This window comes from Nostoc sp. UHCC 0252 (assembly GCF_034931145.1).
Taxonomy (GTDB): Bacteria; Cyanobacteriota; Cyanobacteriia; order Cyanobacteriales; family Nostocaceae; genus Nostoc.
The window spans coordinates 1-19,527 of sequence record NZ_JAYGHE010000105.1; the positions used below are offsets into that span (position 1 = coordinate 1).

The window sequence follows — 19,527 nt, forward strand, 5'->3', positions numbered from 1 at the left end:
TCTCTTATATAATTTACTTTTATCAAAAACTGCTCTAGCTTCCGTCTAGGGCAGTTTTTGATTGCACGGTAGAAACCAGATTCACAACTGCATCTAATGGTGAAGCATATAACAGTATAGAACTTACGCACTTAACTTGATATTGAAACTAAGAATGAAAAATAAGACAACGCCCCATGCTCAATTACAAAATTTCCAAAAAATGGTTAATTTTGGTGACACTAGCTTTGATATCTGCCTTGTTGCTGGCGATCGCTTCTTCTGCCTCAAGTATTTATTTATATGGCAGCAGTACTAATAATATCAAGGCAGATGCAGCAATTGTTTTAGGAGCGGCAGTTTGGGGAGAAGAACCATCTCCTGTTTTCAGAGAGCGAATTAACCACGCCATCAACTTATATAAAAATGGATCTGTTAAAACAATCATTTTTACTGGTGGAGTTGGCGAGAGTAATGAACCACCTGAAGCTATAGTTGGAAAAAATTATGCTCTCGCGCAACAGGTAAAAGCTGCTGATATTCTCACTGAAACTCAATCTCGTACAACTCACCAGAACCTCACAAATGCTTTGGAAGTAGCGAAAGCTCACCAATTAAACAGGTTTCTTATTGTTAGCGATCCATTGCACATGAAACGAGCAGTATTGATGGCACGAAATTTAGGAATGGATGCACATTCGTCTCCCACACCGACTACCCGCTATCGCAGTTTTCACAGTCAAATTGAGTTTTTGAGCCGAGAAACTTATTTTTACTTTGTCTACTTAGTGTTTAAAATCTAGCTTTAGCAGACTGTAACTAAAAATTGCCTAGTTGAGCGAGCGATGACACAAAGTACCCCCTACAAGCGATCGCAACAACAAAAGCAAGTTTTAGTGAGCGCTCACGCCTGAAATCGCTAAATTTTAGCTAACATTTCCTTTCGGCAAACAGTGACAACTGTCCCGGAGAAATATTCCCGGTTAAAATTGTGGTTTCTTATATTGCAATAACAGAGCTAGCAACATGAAGCCATCGTGGATAACTGGCATAATTTTAACTGCGTAGTTTACCGCCGCAGGCATCGCTGGAGCTATCATCAGCGCTATCTCGATTTTCCAAAGAACTAACCAGCCATCCATCGCGCTTACCGAAGAATGGATCGCTACCCAAGTAGCAGATGGGGACAGCATCACAGTTCGTCAAACTGATGGCAGCCAAATGTCAGTCGAGCTTTGTGGCATCGATGCCCCGGAACTGAAATAGGGTAAAACCCCAGGACAACCACTGGCCAATGAAGCAAAACAGAAACTACTCAAGCTAATCGCGGCTGCCGATAACCAACTGATGATCGTTCCAGTCGCAAAAGACAGCGATGGGCGTACTGTTGCTGAAGTGATGGCTCACGGACAGGGTGAGGCTGAGATTAGTTTTCAGGAAGAACTGCTTAAAAGCGGCTTGGCTAAAACGCGACTTGGCGGGGTGGAATGCCCGAATCAAATAGCTTTTGAACAGGCTCAGAAAATAGCGATCGCTTCTAAAACTGGAGTGTGAAGTCAAGACAAACCAAACTAGCCTTGAAGCTAAAACCAGCACTCCAGTTAAAATTTGCCGCAGATTTCAAGCAGGCGCAGATCCACCAAGAGCATTTCTGCAAACATCAGTAGTTTCTGTGCCAAAACCACCAGCTTATTTTACATTTATAATTACTTTAATGGCGTTGCAGAATAGAAATGTGAATTAGTGCGATAGCGAATGGCACGCTTGTTAAGCGCAAAGCCAGCTATATCATGGCTTTTGGATGTGGGGAATTAAGAAGATGTTGAACTCCTTAACGCAACTAAAATTTAATTGTTTTAAAAACTACCCCCTACACCCTGCCTCGACCAGGTTTCAGCTTTACAAGCGTGCCATTCACTATTAACCATTAGTCGTCTGTCTGGTTTGAGATTGCAATAAAGTACTATTTAAAGTAAAAATCAAACTAATTGTTGCGATCGCACCTATGCCAAACAGAGGAGATGGTTCGGGAATCGGTTTGGCAATAGTATAACAATTTGCGGGCAAGGAACCCCCATCAGGTACATTGCCATCAAAAACAAATGAGACACCTGGAGTTCTTGTATTTTCTATAAAAACTTGCGTAGCGCCACCAGGGTAGCAGGTACTAGGAGATTGAGCCCCAGCAATACCAACATAGACATCCAATCCTGCTGGCAAGCTTACTCTTTCTCTCAATTGCGCTAAATTGGGAGGAGGACCAAAATATTGAGCTAGAGCTAGTTCTCGAATTGCATCTAATGTAGTTTTAGCATTACTACTGTCATAAAAATTAGCTGTTAAATATCTGCCAAAACGATAAGTATTATCATTATTATAATAGCGATAATAAGTCGTTTCTTGCGTTAGGGTTTGTTTTGTGCATTCCGAGTCAAGAAAAGATGTAATAACGGTAGCTTGATCCCCAACGGAGTCGGGTATGGGACAAGCCGCAGATGCAGAAGTTTGACCAGCCAAAATTATGAATGGAGAAAGGCCGATAAGCGTTAATCCACCTACCCAAACACGATAATATTGCTTGTTCATTAAGAGAATTTTTTGTTGAAATTCTCGAAGATTTTATCAACTTCGTTTTTTTGTGTCAATTAAAACGTCATGAGGTATTGTCAGCACACACTTAATTAATTTAACTATGGCGCACCTTAACTGCTTTGAGCCAAGATATTAAGCCGTTAATTGCCATCAACAACAAAATTACATAAAGGAAAGCAATAAATTTTACTCCTTTAATGTCATATAACCAGATGCCAATAATATCAACTACAATCCAGTAATACCAACTTTCAATTCGCTTGTGCGTCATTAGCCACATAGCCGTAAAACTCATAACTGTTGTGAGTGCATCCAAGTAAGGAAAAGAAGCTTGCTCTGGAAATATTGCTGGCAGTATTAGATGAATTTGGCTCATCAATGCTCCGATTGCAAAGGAAATAGCTATTGTTACTGAAGCTGACAAAACTATTTTACGTGTTGGGCTATATCGAACATTCAAAATATCTCCACTATCTAGTTTGGGTGTACTCCATCGCCACCAGCCATAAACACTTACCCCTAAGTAATAGATTTGCTCAATCATATCCGAATACAAGCGAATTTGATAGAAAAGCACCATGTACAGCAATACACTAACTATGCCAACAGGCCAAGTCAAAATTTTTCTTTGAGAAATCAGCCACACTGACCATAGGTAAAAAATTGTTCCAAAAAATTCAATGTAACTCATGGGATAACCCACAATATTGAAGGCAATATTATTAACGCTCAAAAAATTCAGCATATTACGTAATTAATCATAAAATAAATCTAATAAATTACGATACTTTTGATACCTATTTAATATATTTTTAACAAAACTAATGCGCGTATTTAAGTCACCACGCAGAATAAAAAAGGGAATTTTCCTAAGAATTAGGTCGCTCTTAATTTGTTTTTGAAATATATTACGATTTGTTGATCCAGAGCGATCCCAGGTATTGTCATAAGGTATATCTGTATCACAAAGAAATACCAAATCATAGCGAGATATAGCTTGATGTGCCAGTTCTACTAACTTGGAAGCGACAGTTTTGTGGTAATATAAAGAAAACTGATAGGTTGTTAAAGCATTTGTATCTGTAAATAAGTATTCGTTGGCTTGTAGAAGCAAAGTTTCTTCACGTTCTAAATGTCCTTGGGCAATCTCTACAAGTTGAGAAAGCGAAAGTCTTCTATTAACTTGATATTGTTCCCAATATTCACGTCCATATTCTGGCATCCATACAGTTTTATATTCTTTTGCTAGTTGGGATGCAATAGTTGTTTTTCCAGTTGAAGGCGCACCGAGAAACACAACATTAGTAATTAGATCCCGGTAAACATCAGGATGTAAATATTTTCTAAAAGCGTAGGGATCTTGCCTTACTTTCGTTCCTGATACGGAAAAAGTTTTGCGCTCGCTATCTACAAGTCGATTAACTGCTTCTAAAGCCAAGCTTACGTGTTCACCGTAAAATTCGCTACAGTAAAAATATGTAATTATTTTTGACTCTATTTTTTTCAGAATATATTCTTCATGCTTTTTCTTAATCTCGAGGGTATCACCAACCTCTGTAGGGCCATCCCAAGCTTCAATTACCTCAATTGTCGGATACAGTTTTCGCAACCATCTGGCTCGAACTGTTAAGGGAATGGCCGTTATCTCTGGACAATCATAAATTATCACTAGCACTTCATCCATTTCTGCTAGAGCAGTTTCAATCACAAATTGATGTCCTTTGTGAAGCGGCGCGTACTTCCCAAGCGTGAGTCCACATTTCTTACCCATAGTTTTAATTTGGTCTTGGCTACTGCAATCTATTAAAACAAAAGAATTTTAGCTATATTTGTCCTTGAATAATTTTTGTCCATTCAGTACGGCTAAGATTTGCTTCTGGCCAAAAGCTACCTTAAAAATAATTAACAATTTTTGCGGGGTTGTGAAAGAAAATAATCGCAAAGTTCGAGAGAAAATCTTAAGGATACTCTCCTCTAACTTGGCTATGACTATCTTGTAGTAAGCTGTGATCAACCAAACTTGGAATCGCACAAAGTCGCCCAAAGAATTGGAATGAAAAAAGTAGACGAAAAAATCGTCAATGGCAACCCTTTATTATTCTTTAGAATCGATAAATAATTTATATCTCTTGAGAGTTAATATTGTGTATGTTCGCAGCAGTAAAATCAACTTTCTTATGATTCATATCGGAGTCAAATCTAGCATTTTCTAAATTTGCACCTCTGAAATTAGTAATACCATTAGTGGTGATTTCTTGGATAGCTAAATTTAGCGATCGCATTGTCACAACCAGTAAAATCACAGTTAAAATTCCCCAGATACTGCCCATTAGATAATTTTGGGTACTCAAATAGGCAAAGGCGACACTACTAATTAAAAAAGCTAAACCATAATTACAAGTAAACCCCGCAACTGCGACAATTACTCGCATCAAAGTATTCTTAAATACAAAACATAAAATTGCCGCTATTATAGATGATACAAATGCGGATGTTACAGCAAATTGGGGGTTTTTATTTTGCAGAATACCACCATAATAAAAACCAATTAATGCTGCTGAAGCCACACCTGATATAGTTGTAATCAAATTTTCTAAGCTTGATTCTTGAGTGAAAACTCTCCTAAAACTTGCACCTAATCCAGAAATCGCCAAACTGACAACTAGAGCTTTAGTATATAACCATGCCGATATTTCTGGAGTGTTTCCTATTACGCCAAACGCCATTTCGCTAACTGCTATAAAAGTTAAGCATAAAACAATCAATGCAGTGATTCGCAAACTCAGAAATATTCTAGGTGACTGACCAAATTTCGCTTTCACAAAACTAGCCTTTTGTAATTGTGCCTGAGAAAAATCACATCCACGCACATCAGCACCGCTAAAATTTGCATCATGAAGTTGCATTGCTTTAAATGAACGATTTTGCAAATTTTGGTGACAAAAACTGAAATTATCATTATCCATTTTTCAACTTAGAGTAAAATTAAATTAATTTTCAATTACCAATAAATTAGCAAATTTGGCAATGCAATGGCGATATATTCCCAAAACACCTAACTATTGCTTTATTGTCGGTACTCTTTTCTTGTCTTTACCAATATTAATGTATGGTTGGGGTCATTTTCGTCGTCCACCCCGCAGTGAAAAACAACAAGAATTATTTCGGGGGATTGTTTATCAGCGTTTTATCGAGTCAAAGCCACGTCCTTTAATCATTCATATCGTGACGATTGATTTAAATACACCAGGAATTAAACCATTTGTCACTCCAGCTATTGAGAATTTATCAAAAAATATCGGAGTTGGGAAACAAGCAATTATCGACAATGAAACCAAAGCGAGAACAACATCTGAATTTGTCGCAGAATTTCAAGTTAAACTTGCCATCAACGGAAGCTATTTTTATCCTTTTAAGGAGGTGACACCGTGGCATTATTATCCTTACAGTGGAGATAAGACAAAGGTATTAGGACAAACTATTTCTAATGGTAAAATATATGCTAATAAAAAATCAAGTTGGTATGTTTTATGCTTTGATAACAACAACCAAGCCCAAATTCCAGGCGGTAAAGAATGTCCAAAAAATACTATTCAAGGGCTAGCGGGGGATGACGTATTAGTTTTTCAAGGAAAACCAAAAATAAATATTTATGCAAATTCCTCAACCGACAAACCATATTCGAGAGTAGTTGCAGCTACCGACAAAACAGGTAAGAAATTGTGGTTAGTTTTAGTAGATGGTAAACAACCACTATATAGCGAAGGATTTACTAAAAGAGAATTAATCCAATTTATAGCAAAATTGGGTGTTTATAATGCCATAAATCTCGATGGAGGAGGTTCTACTACATTGGTAGTAGCAAACCCAGACAAAGAGGGGAAGCCAAAAATTTTAAACGCTCCCACCCATACTAAAATACCAATGCGCGATCGCCCAGTTGCTAATCATCTGGGATTTTATGCGGATTAATCTTTCACAGCAGCAGATATGATAGCTTTGCGTTTAGAAAAGGTGTCAGTATGACTGTTATCACTCCTGATCGTTTCGTCGTAGAGGAAAGCCCTTCTCACGCCGCGCATGAGCCAAATCGCACCCTCTGGATCAGCGAAGCAGGAGGGCTTACCCTGTTTGGCGCGTTCATCGAAGTTCTCCAACCTGGCTCTCGTTCATCTATCAAGCATTGGCATAGTGCTGAGGATGAAATGGTCTATGTCCTCGAAGGCGAGATCACGCTCATTGAAGGAGACACAAAGACTGTATTACGTCCTGGCGACGCTGCAACTTTTGAAGCAGGAGCGGCGGTAGGTCACTTCCTTGAGAATCGCAGTGCCTTGGCAACGCGATGCCTAGTAGTCGGCAACCGAGCGGCAGTAGACACAATCACGTATCCTGACCTTGATCGGGTATGTCACCGCGATCGATCCCTGCCAGACGACATCTGGACTAACAGTGTGGGAGAACCTGCTCCGAGTCCCTACTAGCAATAATTGCAGGATGGTTTTTGTACTATTTTTGTGGGTTTACCTTGACCAAATCCTTTGCCAGACATGGTAGTTGGTATATTTGATACAGGGATTTTAGCAGGGTTTGAGGGTTGTGAGGGGGAGCGATCGCCATGCATCCTCTAAGAACGGCGCACTTCAACAGTTATTTCCGTGATCAGGCGATCGCCTGACGATGCTAGAAGTGATTGCTTTACAATTACTCCAAATGACATTTTGGGGATAAAAATGAAGCAAGATGACCGCTATACAATGGTCACTGGGGAATTAGACGCACATCGGCTTTAAATCCTCAACACAGTTCACAAACCCTACACTGAATAGTCTTCTTAGTCTTCTTCGTTATCATCAAGCTCCCGTTGCATCACCCTTGGAATATTAGCTTTAGCTTACTACAAGGGGAGCATCCGCTAATCTCAAAGAGTAAAAAAGGCATTATCGTTTCAGCGATCGCCTTTTTCATTTTCTTAGAGAAAACCCTGAACGCATCACTACCAGATTGCCTTATAGGAAAAGTTAGATTAAATATGAATGAGGCTTTAGCAGCCACACTAGGGGAATTACAAGCACAAATATATTGGTTACATGATGCTGAGGAGTTTGCAGAATTGGCATCAGCAGCAGCTACTATATATATAAAACTTGGTTATACTCAACAGCAGTCCGAAACCGCAGGTAATTTAATTAGTCAGGCTTATCAATTATCTGATGATGCTGTTTTAGCCCAAGAAGCAGGTGATTTTGACAAAGAAATACAGTTTTATCATCAAGTTAAAGATAAATTAACCCAAGTAGAAACTACATTAGTTTATCAAAACAGTATTGCCATACATCAAATAAAATGGTGGATGTATTTTCGTCATCAACAAAAATTACAAACTATTATTCACTTATTTTTACAACATTTTCAAGCGGTAGGGTTTATGAACTTACTTACTGCTCTTAAACTTACATATTTTATAATGGAGATATGCAAAGTTCATAAATCGCGTGATACAGAAACCACCAAACATAATGCTATAAAATAGTGGACAGAATTATTGAAAATCAAACCGCCACAATATCCTTATCTTGGTTAAATTACCTATTTTTCTAGGCTAACTGCTTCAATCACGTTGCAATACAGTTCGGTTAAAGAGAAAAGGGAAATCTAGAACCAATTACTGCTCAAGAGAAATATTGTCCGAGTAGATATGCCATCCAAAAATAGGGCTAATGCAGTTATTTAATTTGCCAAATATGTACAGTACTATCCTCATTACTACTAGTAAGGGTTTTACCATCCCGGCTCAAAGCAAGCCCTAAAACAGAACTGGAACCATCTTGAAAGGTATGCAACGGCTTTAAAGTCTCTAAGCTCCACAGTTTAATACTGCCATCATAATTGCCGCAAATTAGAATTTTTCCATCGGGGCTAATGGCAAGAGATTCAACTGAATTAAAATTATCAGTAAACTCATGCAGCAGTTTTCCAGTTTGAAGATTCCATAACTTTAGGGTACTAATCGCACGATTTCGAGAAACTAGCTGACCAAAACTACCACTAACAAGCTTTTTGCTATCTGGAGTAATGGCAATAGCATCAACTCCGGTTTTGTGTCCTTTGAGAATATGGCGTGTTTTTTTGGTTTGTAAATCAATCAGCCTAATTGTATTATCATCGCCACCCCCAGCACTTACAAGGGTTTGCATATCAGGGCTAAATGCAACTTTACTCACAAATCCTGAGTGTGCAGTAATAGTATCAAGCAGCTTAAGCGTGTGTAAATCCCAAAGCTTGATTGTGCCATCGTCACTGCCACTAGCAATCAACCTACCATCTGAACTAATCGCAACAGTTTCTACCGGTTGGGTATGTCCAATGTCACTGTCAAGCATAAGGAAAGTGCGTAAATCCCAAACCTTCATTGTTGGGGTGCTTATCCCACCAGTTACAATTCGCTTACCATCTGGACTAATAGCTATTGAAGTAATACCATCTGAGTGAGCGTCTAAACTACGCAGTAATTTCCCAGTACGTAAATTCCAGAATTTAATTGTATCATCTCTACCTGCACTAATCAGGGTTTGCCCCGAAGAGCTAATCGCAACTGCTCGAACACCAAAAGTCACTTTTTTATGCCCAGTCAGTGTGTGAACAAGTTGAATCTGTGGTTGTAACTGAGTAATTGTACTCTTGCCTATGGGAAGATTTGAACTAGAAGAATGTATATCAATGACAGTGATGTTTACTGCAATCGCTAAAACTATAATCACTGCTTTGGATTTGAGAAAATTCAATAATTTCATGGTGCCCAGGAACGCAATTACATAACATGGTTCCCATTTGATGGAGGGCGATACCAAAGGCTAGCGGGTACACCATCGCACCTAATTTGATAGACCATTAATTCAAATGCTCAGTTCAAGATGGATTTTGGGAATTGAGCTTCGCTTGACTAATTGCATCCAATAAAAACAAACCCACATCTTTATGCAATGGCTCATTATGCTGTGGACAAGCCGTTGAATGTAGGCATCTTGGACAACCAGCTTCACAATCACATTCAGCTGCTAAAGCATAAGATGCAGCAGCAAATTTTGTGAAGTCGGAGAAAATAGCTTCTGCTGCCCCATTTCCACCTTCACAGGTGTCAAAAAAGTAACCAATGTTTCTGCTTTCTTTTTGTATGGACAATTCATCTACATCCAAACTAGAGGATAAAACTACCAAAGGCACAGCTTTAACTATCTGGTGCTGGATACTATGCAATGCCGTCATTTCAGCACTGCTACTCCACAAGGATTGATAAAGTTCTGGAACCTCACCTCCATTAGCGGTCATAATTTCTTGTTTGTATTTATTGACAGTTATTTGTAGCGCTTTCTGTAACGGCTCATTTAACTCTACTAGTACGCAAGGTGCTTGGTATTTTGTGACGTATGCCTCTGAAAATGCTATTTCTTTTTGAAGCTTTGTCACTTCTGCTGCACTCAGCGCCTGCTTACACAATGAACAGCTTTTTCCTTCAAGTGGTTTTTTATAATTAGCGCAACGTTGGTTTTTACAGGTCATTCCATAGGTACGTTTCATCAATCTATAACCAATAACAGAATTCGTGATTTCTCCCCAAACAAGAGTTAAACGTAAACGAGCATCTTTGATATTAGTAGGGATAATTTTAGATTCTGCCAAGGTAGAAAGTGGTTGAATATCTAATTCTGACTCCGCTTCAGTAAATAAATCTGTATCTTTTCCTAGAAATGTTAGTATTGCTTCTCCTTTGTCGGAATTTAGGCTTTCGCTACGGTATGCTATTAATTGCCCACTTTCATCTTGCACCATATATATGGCTTCGGGAAATACTTCTCGATGGGCTAACGGCAGCGACATACTTTCTAGAATTTCGCCCGTATGTTTATTAATTAGAGAAATTGACCTTTGAGTGCTGCTTCTGATATTAATTTCTTTATGAGGATAGCCTCTTCCCCAGAGTTTTCCATTACCGCTTAAGAAAATTTTGTTTTGTTGTAAAAGAGAATCTGCAACTGCACCGGCTGTTTTTCCAAAACGAGTATTCAGTTCTCCTAAAGTTAAACTACTTTCAATGCAACCACATTCTAAATGTTTACCTAAAATGGTTGGATAGTCAGGGTTAAATGCAGCAGATTCAACTTCTCCTGATAATAACTTTTGGTTATGTCGAGCGTAGTATACATCAATCGGGTTTTGTCCTAATGGCAGGTAAATTACTAGCCCGTGCTGTTTGCGTCCGGCTCGACCAACTCGTTGCCAAAATGACATCAGGCTACCTGGAAACCCCCGAATTAAACAGCAGTCTAGTTCGGGTAAATCGATTCCTGCTTCTAGGGAAGAAGTTGAAATAATTACCTTAATTTGTCCACCTTGGAGTTTTTGAATAATCTCGCTACGGCGATCGCCCGTTAAGGAACTGTAGAAAACTGCTACCTTGCTGGTTAAATAACCTAATCCAATGCGTTGTGTTTCTCGTTGGATTAACCCAAGTAAACCTTTGACAGCTGCACGAGAATTACAAAAGACAATGCCACTCAAGTTATGCTGCAACCAGGAAATCACTATTTTAGTAGCTTCAACATTAGCTGCATTGTTTGGAGCAAGAGATAATAAGGTACGTCCTTTATAGGGAGCGCCACTATCCTCAATCAGGTGTAATCTTTGGGGTTGATGGGTTCTGCCGCTAAACCGCAATGCCATATCTTGAGGATTTCCAATGGTGGCACTAGAACAAATAAATTGCAGTCTTTGGGAATTACCACCAACTGCATCAACTGCTAACCTTAGCCGCCGCATGAGATTAGCAAAGTGTGCGCCAAAAGCCCCAGTATAGGTATGGCTTTCATCAATTACACAGTAGCGCAACTGTCTTAAAAACTGTCGCCAACCTTCTCCCTCATCCCGACGGCGCACATTATAAAGATAGTAATGCAATAAGTCGGGGCTGACTGCCAAGATATTTGGAGGGTTGGGGATAAAAAAACGCTGCCGCTCAGTAGCTGGTGTATCTCCTGTCATCAGTGCGAGTTTAAGACGAGTGTTAGGCATTACCTTGACAAGCGACTGCAATTTTCGCATTTGGTCAAGAGCTAATGCCTTAAGTGGAAAAATGTACAATGCTGTTGTTTGCGGTTGCTTAATACACGATTCCAGGATAGCCAAGTTGTAGCACAGCGTCTTTCCGCTTGCTGTGGGCGTAGTGATACTCAAGTCAAACCCAGCACGTAACTTTGTTAGAGCTTCTAATTGGTGAGAATAAATCTGGATGATACCGTTATTCTGTAACGCTAAACGTAAAACAGGTGGTAAATCGCCCGGTAGAGGGTGAATTATCCCTTGGTTAGCATTTTTGATATCTATCGCCCTAATGCTTGCAATCAGTTCTTGTGCTACAGACTGAAATACTACCTGGGGGATTTGTTGAATCCGCTCTGTAATTGTTGTGATTGCGGCATTGTTCTCTTCAAGGAATGTTGCCGAAGAAACTAAGTTGGCGTTACTTGATTTTATTGAACCCAAAGCGATCGCTTCTTCCCAATCCCCAAATTGAGTTGGCTTAACCTCTTCAACGAACTTAACAATCAACCGTCTGCCTAATAATGCCATTACCTCCCCAACTCCATATTCCGGCGAGTAAACGTATTTACTTGCACTTAGCCATTCGGGAGGTTCTGGAATGGTTTGGTTAGCAGCACGAATAATTGCGGCGTAATCGGTTGGTTTGTTATCAGTCACAAATTTATGTTTCTACTAGCAGTAAATTATTTGTTACTGACTGTCAGTATAAACATAATAAGTTTACTCTGGCATTTTTGCTATGTTGCCATTGCGCGACAACAAGACGCAATGTATAGCTAAATTTAATTTACTATCTTTTATAGCATTAATTGAATCAATAATTTTGCGTTTACTACGGAGTAATAAAATATTCGTATCCCAAAGCTTGAGGAAAAGTAACCGAAGAACTGAAATTGTTTAATTTATTTTATACATAATGGATTACTCAATTTTCAAATATAGGAAGAGGAGCTATCGCACCTATAGCAACGGTCGTTTAGGACATTTATCTGTTTTATGTAGTTCAAGTTTTGTAGTTTTAAGTTTTACACCGCAATAAGGGCAGCTTACTAATGAAGATAAAGTTGTGTTGTTTGTTGGCGGCGAAATAGATAAATTTAAAGCGCGATGTCTTGCTCTTGCAGATCCACGATTCTGAGCGCGGCTATTTGGCTTCAATGCAAGAGATATCTGTTGCTGTGTTTCAATGAGCGAATTTTCATATAATCCTTTATTTTGACTTTGACAAGGATAATTATTTCGTACCCTTTTAGCTGCCATCTGCACTGCCTCGGCTTCTGTCCACTGCTTTATCGGTTGTAGCTCTGAAAAGCTGGCAAACTGATTCAAAATTGAGTTATTTTCTGTAACTTGAGCAATGACTTGGGCGACGGTCTTGCAGCAACTGTCAGGACAACGGACAATTTGCTCCTCACTGAAGCGGATTACAACCCAACCTTTATTAATAAAGAAATTATTACGCTTGCTGTCTCTAGAAGACTCAACATAATGTGTAGGTTTTCCGGTGTGATAAACGTAAGGTTCATCTATTTCAATATCGATGCGAAGATTTAACCCTTGGTCAATATATGCAAAGTCTGGGCTGTATGGATAGTCAAAGCCAGGGATTTTGAGAGTTAACTTTTTGTGAATTTTACCTGAAAAATGCCGATTGAGATAATTGCAAAATTGAGCTTCTGCCCAACCTTCTTTTGCTACGCCGCTATTGCCATCATGAGGTACAGTTTGACTGAGAACTTCTAGTAACAGTTTGTAGCGAAACTCTGTTACTCGTTCGGGACTGCTGGCTGCTTTAACTTTCTCCTGATGCTCTTGTTCCTCTTGTTTATACCTTTCCAATTTTCTAGGATAGTCTGCCACCTCACCGTCATGTTTCTGCTTGCGTTGAGGGTAGGTTGTGATTTGATGCCATGCATGACCTGCGATCGCTCCTGCTGCTGCCAACAATAATAACCATCCTGGTATAGATGTCAATTGAGAAACTACAGGGATAGTGGGAATAGCAACTGCTGTTTCCACTGCTATCAAAGTGTTGTTTACTTTCTGGGGCTTTGTCCCCGGTTGTTGGGGTAGTGGTTCTGTAAATATGGGTACTGGTGGCAGCGCTGATTTCGCTCTCTCAATTCCCCCAGGAATCAAAATTATTGGGTATTGACTCATAAATGTAATTTGTCCATTAGTTAAGCAGAGGGATATCCTTTATTGACAGATTTTCTCTTAGAATGGAACAACGATAACTCGACTATAAATTTAAGTAATTTGACAACTACTTTACCTAATCCTGTAGTCCCAGTAAACAAGAGTTTTCACATAAATTATGAATATAAGTAGACTTATTCTTGTGGTTTAAACACATCAAGGTGTTCCAGGAGCGTAACTTCTTTCGCAACTATTTGTACGTCAGAGAACATCTTGAAATCTTGACATTTATCAAACACAGTGAATTTATCATTGTGAGTTGCACAAACTATTGGATCGCTGAAATTGTAAGGCTCCTTAAGCCTATCTTCAAGATAATTTGATCTGATAAAATAAATAATCCAAGTAATTAAGTATCTATTATTCATTTCATGAGCCTTTAACTCCTGAAGAAATTCTTCAAGATGTTCAACAATCAAGTCTATGTGCTTGGAACCAAAATTAGACCTTAAAATAGCTTCTATAATAGCGAGAACTTTTGGAAATGACTTTATTCTTAACTCCGCAAACATAAGCAGTAAACTTATAACTTTAGTTAGTGATTTACTTTCCAGTTCATCAATACGAACCTCATAATTTTTATCTACAATATCAGCCAAAAATCTGTCGATAACTCCAGTGCCAGGGTTATTTTTATCAATTTTGATCACTGATAAACATACTTCCTTAAAATGCTTATAATCATAATGTTCCTTTGGCTGAGGATTCACAGCATGATACTCTGATACCCAATGTCTAAACAGACCATTTGGTAGACGATGGATTTCAGTCTTTCCATCATTAAGCTCAAGGCGATACTCCTTTAAAGCTGCTTGTAGAGCTTTGATCACTGAACGCCCCTCTATTTCGCTTTTTGCAAGAATACGGTAATCATCTTTGAACCTAACTACAACCACATCATTTTTTAATGATTTTGATAGCTCCCTATCTACTCCTGATAGAACGATTTCAGAGATTATGTCTGAGACTACAGGCCCGATTGGGACTCCATTAGTACATCCATCATTAGCATTTTGAAATAATTTGTCTAAGCGATTTCCAATAAAATCGTAGTTTTGTCGGTTACTTGGGTGTCTAACAACAGATTTATCGTGTAATGACCACGGTATGCTGTGTGTGTAAATAGATGGATAAAAGTTTTTGATGTCTGTTTTTAGTAAATATTTGTATCGAAATGCAATGGATGCTACATCATTCTCAGCCATTTCAATAAACTCATAGATCATTCTCCCGCTTCTAAGTTCACCAATCATTCCTGATTTTTTATCATCCACAGGAATCGGAAAACTATAAGAGGAAACCTTATTGTCTTTATGGAAAATACAACTTACTATATCATCCCAGTTGTGAGCAATTGTAAATGCAATGTCTGAATGAATTTCTGGATCTATGATTCCAAACGTTCTATCTGTTAGCTCAGTTTTTGGGAAGTGTACTTGTTGGAATTCAGAAATTTTTGGTTTAAAATTATTCTTCGTATGTTGAAAGTAAACCTTGCCAAATGCAGGATATTGAGTCACGGTAAAACATGGTGGTAGCACGTAAGATTCTGGAAAATAGCCTTTAGTTACTAACCAATTGTAGATATCTGATTTAGTAAGTGCTTGTGCAAGCTCTTTTGTGCGTTTAAAGTGTTCTTTAGGTGTACGGCTCATTTGTTTATATTATGTCAATTGTTATAAATCATGTTTAAAAATTAGCTATAGCGGAGCAAAAGATTTGGTATGTCACTTATAAAGCTACTAGTTTTTTTATGAAAATCTTTTGTATCTTTTGAGTAAGCTGATATAAATAACTTTTGCTTTGCTCTCGTCATTGCGACATAAAATAACCGTCTTTCTTCCTCTAATTTATTGTCACGAACACTAAAAAAACTGGGGAATTCACCTTCGGTAGCACCTGCAATGAAAACACTGTCAAACTCCAGACCTTTGGACTGATGAACTGTAATCATAGGAACTTGGTTATCGTCCTGAGAAACTTGCTCTAAATTTTTGGCAAGAGCGGTAAATTCAAGGATGCTACGTAAAGCCGTATCAGGGTGCAAATCTGGCTCATCCCGTTCCTGAAAAATCCGTACAAGATGGAGAAGGTTTTTGAGGCGTTTTTCTTCTGCATGGTGATAACTGTAGAGTCCAGATTCTACAAGCAATTTATCCAGTAGATATGAAGGTCGTAGCCTTTGGCTAGCATCCCGCCAGTTATCCATCTGTTCGGTGAATCCTTCAAACGCCTCTCCATAGCGATACACCAATGCCTGACGGTAATCGGCTTTATGCTCAATGAGTGGAATTAGTACTGCTAGCAAGTCAATTGTGGTTCGCACATCATCCATTGCCTTGTGACTAGGCAGGTGTGCAAGATTCAGATGCTTTGCCAATGCTTCTAGATTGTAACGGTCAGATTCGATAAAGCGATTTGCTATATCTAACGTGTCTTCCCATTGCAGTTTGGGAGCAGTGATACCAGCTTTTTGGGCTTGGGCAGTCACCATCTTGATGTCAAAGCCCACATTATGCCCAACCAGTATGGAACTCTCGACAAACTCGAAGAACTCACAAAAAACATCTTCAGCAGGTCTACCATGTTCTGCTAGGAAGCGATCGCTATGTCCATGTATCTGCTCTGAGTCACCAACACCAACAGTATTAGCAATATAAGCATGAAACTCAGCTTGTGGTTTCCCTTCAAATAAGCGGACTGCGGCAATTTCTACAACCTCATCCTTGCTGACTGAAAATCCTGTTGTCTCTACATCAAAAACAATTACTGTACTAGATGAATAGGTTGTCAAAAGTTCACTGAACGGATCACCATTAATAAACGTCCGGCTTGATGCCATATCCGTCAAACTAAAGCCGCATTCCTTTCCTTCTTCAATTACTCCTTTTATAGTTGCGTCACCAATTCCACGACTTGGGCGAAGCAACATTCGACGCATTGAACCTGCATCAAAAGGGTTCAAGATAAGACGCAGGTAAGCAAGAGCATCTTTGACTTCCTGCCGCATAAAAAATTGGAATCGCTCAACTGTGACGCAAGGAATACCCATGCGCTCCAACATTTGACTAACAACTTCTGTGCGTTTATGACTGCGGGCAAGAATTGCTACTCGGCTGTAGACAAAATCCTTTTGATTGGCTGCTAGTTGCTGGATTTGTCTACCAATCCACTCTGCCTCTGCTTGCTCATTTTTTGCTAAATGAACTTGAATCAGTTCTCCTACTTCACACTCAGGGGCAGGTGTAATCTTTGTCTTTCGGTGTTCAAATGAGTCTGCAAACCCAGAAGCCGCGTTTAACAGTGTTTTTGTTGCTCGATAGTTCCAGGTTAGGGAATACTCTGCGGGGTTAAAGTCACGCTTGAATTGCTCAATCACTTTATCCGGCTCAGATCCTCGCCATTCATAGATGGTCTGATCTAAGTCTCCAATCATCGCCAGATTACCACTGTTAGCTGTCAGATGCTTAACGATGCCGTACTCCGAAAGATGAGTATCTTGAACTTCATCAACCTGAACAAAATCAAACTTATCTGCCCAACGTTGGGCAATCTCCGATTCATGGTGTAACATCACCCGGACATAAAACACCAGATCAGCAAAGTCTAAGGCGTGACGTTTTTGTAGAACAGATTGATACTGAGCAGCACGTTTGGCATCATAGTTAGAGCCTAATGGGGCATACAGTTTTTCTAATGGATAATCAAAAGATAATTGGCGATCGCTAGCCAAAGTTTTGCAGTTAGCCAAGTTAAAAAATAACTGTTGGGCATCTTTATCATTCGATAGATCGAAAACTTCCTTGACCAGTTCAACACAATCGGCATCATCGTAGATTACAAAATCTGCTGGTAATCCAAGCTGACGAGCCTCGATCCGCAGTATGGAGGTACACAGACTATGAAAAGTCTTGATTGTCAAATCATGTAATTGATTTGGACAGTACTGAGATAGCCGCTCACTCATTTCCTTAGCGGCTCGGTTAGTAAACGTTAGGCAGAGAATCCTTTGAGGAGGGATGCCCGCATTTATTGCACATAGTACTCGCTCTGCCAAAACCCGTGTTTTGCCTGTACCAACGGGAGCAAGTACTAAAATTGAGCCTTCAATATGTTTAGTAATTGCATTTTGTGCAGAGTTAAGTTCATTGACCTTATAGTCTGGAATGATCATTATATTTAATTATTATCTGAAGAATTACTTGATTTAAGCATTTTAGTAATTGGCTTAACTTCATAACCAATAGCTTCTGAAAATTAACTTGCACTCTTTTGGACTAAGAAGCTTCCTGTTCCTTTTAGCCCTGACCTTTACTCACCAAAATACTTCTGCTTTAAATCGTGACCTTGTTCGCCCAAATCCCGTAGCTTCTGCTCAATAAGCTTCATCGCCATCGGCGACGGTGTTGAGCGTCCATTTTCCCATCGATTAATCGTGGTATATGTCACGCCTAAAGTGGCTGCAAATTGTTCTTGCGTAAGCCCGAAGGCAAGCCGCAAATCATGAATGATCCGCCCCACCTCTGGCTGGTTGATAGCCAAGGGTTTTTTAATAGTCATTTACTTTGAAACTTTACCTTCTAGCTTAAGTAGCCGATGCTATATTATTTGTTACATATTAATCATGTAAAATCGAGATAACCTCAGTGAATATCCGTAAAATATCTTATTTGAGTAAAATTTATTGCTTGAATGAATGGGAGTTTTTTAAGTGATGTTGAACTTAAATTCTTAGAGGAAGTGCGATTCGTTGTTAGTTGAATCACGGTAATCAGTCCGTACATAAACTAACCAACCTAATCTAGCAATAGATAAAGTTGAACTCTCGATTTGATATGGGTGAAAGCCCCATCTACCAGACTCAGGTATGACTCCCTATCTGCCTACACTGACTAGACTCGGTATCTGGAGGGTGAAGCTAGGAACAGGGCGCAACCAGACGTTCGTTGCGGAATGACACTGGCGCTAACGGGGAGTTCCCACGGTGAAACAGAGCCTAGAAAAGCAACCCAGAGAAAAGCGGGGCGCATCATAAAATCCCCGACTTCATTGGAGATAATTCCCGCCACGTATTTTCTCAACAGTGGCAAGAGTCCAGGGAATCCAATGGTTGAATTGGCTACACCTAAAGGAACGAACAATCTCATCGAGGGAACGAATAAAAACGAATTGAAGGTCAAAGGGCGGTCGAACCCTAAGTAGGCTGGACGAGCAGAGGAATCCCTTCAATTCGGGTAGGACAGACCGTAATTGGTCTGAGGTGTTCAGAATACACAAACTGGAACAGAGCATGATTAGGCACGGTGATAACACTAGTGAATCTTGGAAAAGCCTACCGTGGAAGCAATTCCGCCGTAACTTATTCCGCCTACAAAAGAGAGTGTACAAAGCTATTCAAGTTGGGGACAAGCAGAAAGCAAAGTCACTACAAAAGCTAATTCTGAAATCCACCGCAGCAAGATTACTGGCTATCCGTCAAGTAACACAGCTAAATGCTGGGAAAAAGACAGCAGGAATCGACGGCAAAACCGCGCTCTCTTTCGAGCAAAGATTTGAACTGAGCGAAAAACTCAGAGTCGAAAGTAATAACTGGAAACACCAGGAATTACGAGAAGTACCAATTCCCAAAAAGGATGGTAAAACTCGAATCCTTAAAAT

Annotated in this window: 17 protein-coding genes and 1 pseudogene; 6 read left to right on the forward strand and 12 right to left on the reverse strand. The window is 39.5% G+C overall.

Annotation, left to right across the window (positions count from 1 at the left end; all coding sequences use genetic code 11):
- Positions 1-176 precede the first annotated feature (176 nt).
- The gene (locus tag VB732_RS32825; protein ID WP_323235024.1) at positions 177-782 is read left to right on the forward strand and encodes a YdcF family protein; all 606 of its coding nucleotides are present in this window, start codon (positions 177-179) and stop codon (positions 780-782) included.
- 180 nt (positions 783-962) lie between these two features.
- Here the strand turns inward: VB732_RS32825 and VB732_RS32830 are convergent, their stop codons facing one another.
- A complete protein-coding gene (locus VB732_RS32830; RefSeq protein ID WP_323235025.1) occupies positions 963-1,175 on the reverse strand; it encodes a hypothetical protein in 213 nt (70 codons plus the stop codon).
- An 88-nt stretch (positions 1,176-1,263) separates the two neighbouring features.
- On the opposite strand from VB732_RS32830, the pseudogene VB732_RS32835 reads away from it, so the two are divergent.
- Positions 1,264-1,533 (forward strand): annotated as a pseudogene (locus VB732_RS32835) (thermonuclease family protein); the annotation flags it as partial.
- 366 nt (positions 1,534-1,899) lie between these two features.
- Here the strand turns inward: VB732_RS32835 and VB732_RS32840 are convergent.
- From VB732_RS32840 to VB732_RS32855, 4 genes are all read right to left on the reverse strand, one after another.
- Positions 1,900-2,565, reverse strand: coding sequence for a hypothetical protein (locus VB732_RS32840; RefSeq protein WP_323235026.1), 666 nt, complete (start codon positions 2,563-2,565; stop codon positions 1,900-1,902).
- Between the two features lie 100 nt (positions 2,566-2,665).
- Positions 2,666-3,316: a nicotinamide riboside transporter PnuC gene (gene pnuC, locus VB732_RS32845; RefSeq protein WP_323235027.1), complete on the reverse strand. Its 651-nt coding sequence runs from the start codon at positions 3,314-3,316 to the stop codon at positions 2,666-2,668.
- Positions 3,317-3,325: 9 nt separating this feature from the next.
- Entirely contained in the window at positions 3,326-4,342 is a 1,017-nt protein-coding gene (locus tag VB732_RS32850; RefSeq protein WP_323235028.1) for an AAA family ATPase, read from the reverse strand.
- A 349-nt stretch (positions 4,343-4,691) separates the two neighbouring features.
- The gene (locus VB732_RS32855) at positions 4,692-5,537 is read right to left on the reverse strand and encodes a pentapeptide repeat-containing protein (protein ID WP_323235029.1); all 846 of its coding nucleotides are present in this window, start codon (positions 5,535-5,537) and stop codon (positions 4,692-4,694) included.
- A 61-nt stretch (positions 5,538-5,598) separates the two neighbouring features.
- Between VB732_RS32855 and VB732_RS32860 the strand changes: the two genes are divergently transcribed.
- The 3 genes from VB732_RS32860 to VB732_RS32870 all read left to right on the forward strand — a co-directional run bounded on the left by VB732_RS32860 (position 5,599) and on the right by VB732_RS32870 (position 8,104).
- The gene (locus VB732_RS32860) at positions 5,599-6,543 is read left to right on the forward strand and encodes a phosphodiester glycosidase family protein (protein ID WP_323235030.1); all 945 of its coding nucleotides are present in this window, start codon (positions 5,599-5,601) and stop codon (positions 6,541-6,543) included.
- A gap of 50 nt (positions 6,544-6,593) precedes the next feature.
- Positions 6,594-7,055, forward strand: coding sequence for a cupin domain-containing protein (locus VB732_RS32865; protein ID WP_323235031.1), 462 nt, complete (start codon positions 6,594-6,596; stop codon positions 7,053-7,055).
- A 380-nt stretch (positions 7,056-7,435) separates the two neighbouring features.
- A complete protein-coding gene (locus VB732_RS32870; protein WP_323235032.1) occupies positions 7,436-8,104 on the forward strand; it encodes a hypothetical protein in 669 nt (222 codons plus the stop codon).
- Positions 8,105-8,297: 193 nt separating this feature from the next.
- On the opposite strand, the gene VB732_RS32875 is transcribed toward VB732_RS32870, so the two are convergent.
- The 7 genes from VB732_RS32875 to VB732_RS32905 form a co-directional block, all read right to left on the reverse strand.
- Positions 8,298-9,365, reverse strand: a complete 1,068-nt coding sequence (locus tag VB732_RS32875; protein ID WP_323235033.1) for a WD40 repeat domain-containing protein — start codon at positions 9,363-9,365, stop codon at positions 8,298-8,300.
- 115 nt (positions 9,366-9,480) lie between these two features.
- Positions 9,481-12,327 (reverse strand): DEAD/DEAH box helicase, encoded by a 2,847-nt coding sequence (locus VB732_RS32880; RefSeq protein WP_323235034.1) that lies wholly within the window; start codon positions 12,325-12,327, stop codon positions 9,481-9,483.
- Positions 12,328-12,630: 303 nt separating this feature from the next.
- Entirely contained in the window at positions 12,631-13,830 is a 1,200-nt protein-coding gene (locus VB732_RS32885) for a hypothetical protein (protein WP_323235035.1), read from the reverse strand.
- A gap of 173 nt (positions 13,831-14,003) precedes the next feature.
- Positions 14,004-15,524, reverse strand: coding sequence for an RNA-directed DNA polymerase (locus tag VB732_RS32890; protein WP_323235036.1), 1,521 nt, complete (start codon positions 15,522-15,524; stop codon positions 14,004-14,006).
- Between the two features lie 41 nt (positions 15,525-15,565).
- Entirely contained in the window at positions 15,566-18,043 is a 2,478-nt protein-coding gene (locus VB732_RS32895; RefSeq protein ID WP_323235037.1) for a 3'-5' exonuclease, read from the reverse strand.
- A 137-nt stretch (positions 18,044-18,180) separates the two neighbouring features.
- Positions 18,181-18,429, reverse strand: a complete 249-nt coding sequence (locus VB732_RS32900; RefSeq protein ID WP_323235038.1) for a helix-turn-helix transcriptional regulator — start codon at positions 18,427-18,429, stop codon at positions 18,181-18,183.
- Positions 18,430-18,761: 332 nt separating this feature from the next.
- Positions 18,762-19,016 (reverse strand): hypothetical protein, encoded by a 255-nt coding sequence (locus VB732_RS32905; protein WP_323235039.1) that lies wholly within the window; start codon positions 19,014-19,016, stop codon positions 18,762-18,764.
- Positions 19,017-19,159: 143 nt separating this feature from the next.
- On the opposite strand from VB732_RS32905, the gene VB732_RS32910 reads away from it, so the two are divergent.
- On the forward strand, positions 19,160-19,527 hold a 368-nt coding region (locus VB732_RS32910; RefSeq protein ID WP_323235040.1), incomplete at its 3' end, for a reverse transcriptase N-terminal domain-containing protein.

Coding starts and splice junctions, on each gene's coding strand:
- VB732_RS32825 (WP_323235024.1), top strand. CDS start 177: ATGCTCAATTACAAAATTTCCAAAAAATGGTTAATTTTGGTGACACTA.
- VB732_RS32840 (WP_323235026.1), bottom strand. CDS start 2,565: ATGAACAAGCAATATTATCGTGTTTGGGTAGGTGGATTAACGCTTATC.
- pnuC (WP_323235027.1), bottom strand. CDS start 3,316: ATGCTGAATTTTTTGAGCGTTAATAATATTGCCTTCAATATTGTGGGT.
- VB732_RS32850 (WP_323235028.1), bottom strand. CDS start 4,342: ATGGGTAAGAAATGTGGACTCACGCTTGGGAAGTACGCGCCGCTTCAC.
- VB732_RS32855 (WP_323235029.1), bottom strand. CDS start 5,537: ATGGATAATGATAATTTCAGTTTTTGTCACCAAAATTTGCAAAATCGT.
- VB732_RS32860 (WP_323235030.1), top strand. CDS start 5,599: ATGCAATGGCGATATATTCCCAAAACACCTAACTATTGCTTTATTGTC.
- VB732_RS32865 (WP_323235031.1), top strand. CDS start 6,594: ATGACTGTTATCACTCCTGATCGTTTCGTCGTAGAGGAAAGCCCTTCT.
- VB732_RS32875 (WP_323235033.1), bottom strand. CDS start 9,365: ATGAAATTATTGAATTTTCTCAAATCCAAAGCAGTGATTATAGTTTTA.
- VB732_RS32885 (WP_323235035.1), bottom strand. CDS start 13,830: ATGAGTCAATACCCAATAATTTTGATTCCTGGGGGAATTGAGAGAGCG.
- VB732_RS32890 (WP_323235036.1), bottom strand. CDS start 15,524: ATGAGCCGTACACCTAAAGAACACTTTAAACGCACAAAAGAGCTTGCA.
- VB732_RS32895 (WP_323235037.1), bottom strand. CDS start 18,043: ATGATCATTCCAGACTATAAGGTCAATGAACTTAACTCTGCACAAAAT.
- VB732_RS32900 (WP_323235038.1), bottom strand. CDS start 18,429: ATGACTATTAAAAAACCCTTGGCTATCAACCAGCCAGAGGTGGGGCGG.
- VB732_RS32905 (WP_323235039.1), bottom strand. CDS start 19,016: ATGAGATTGTTCGTTCCTTTAGGTGTAGCCAATTCAACCATTGGATTC.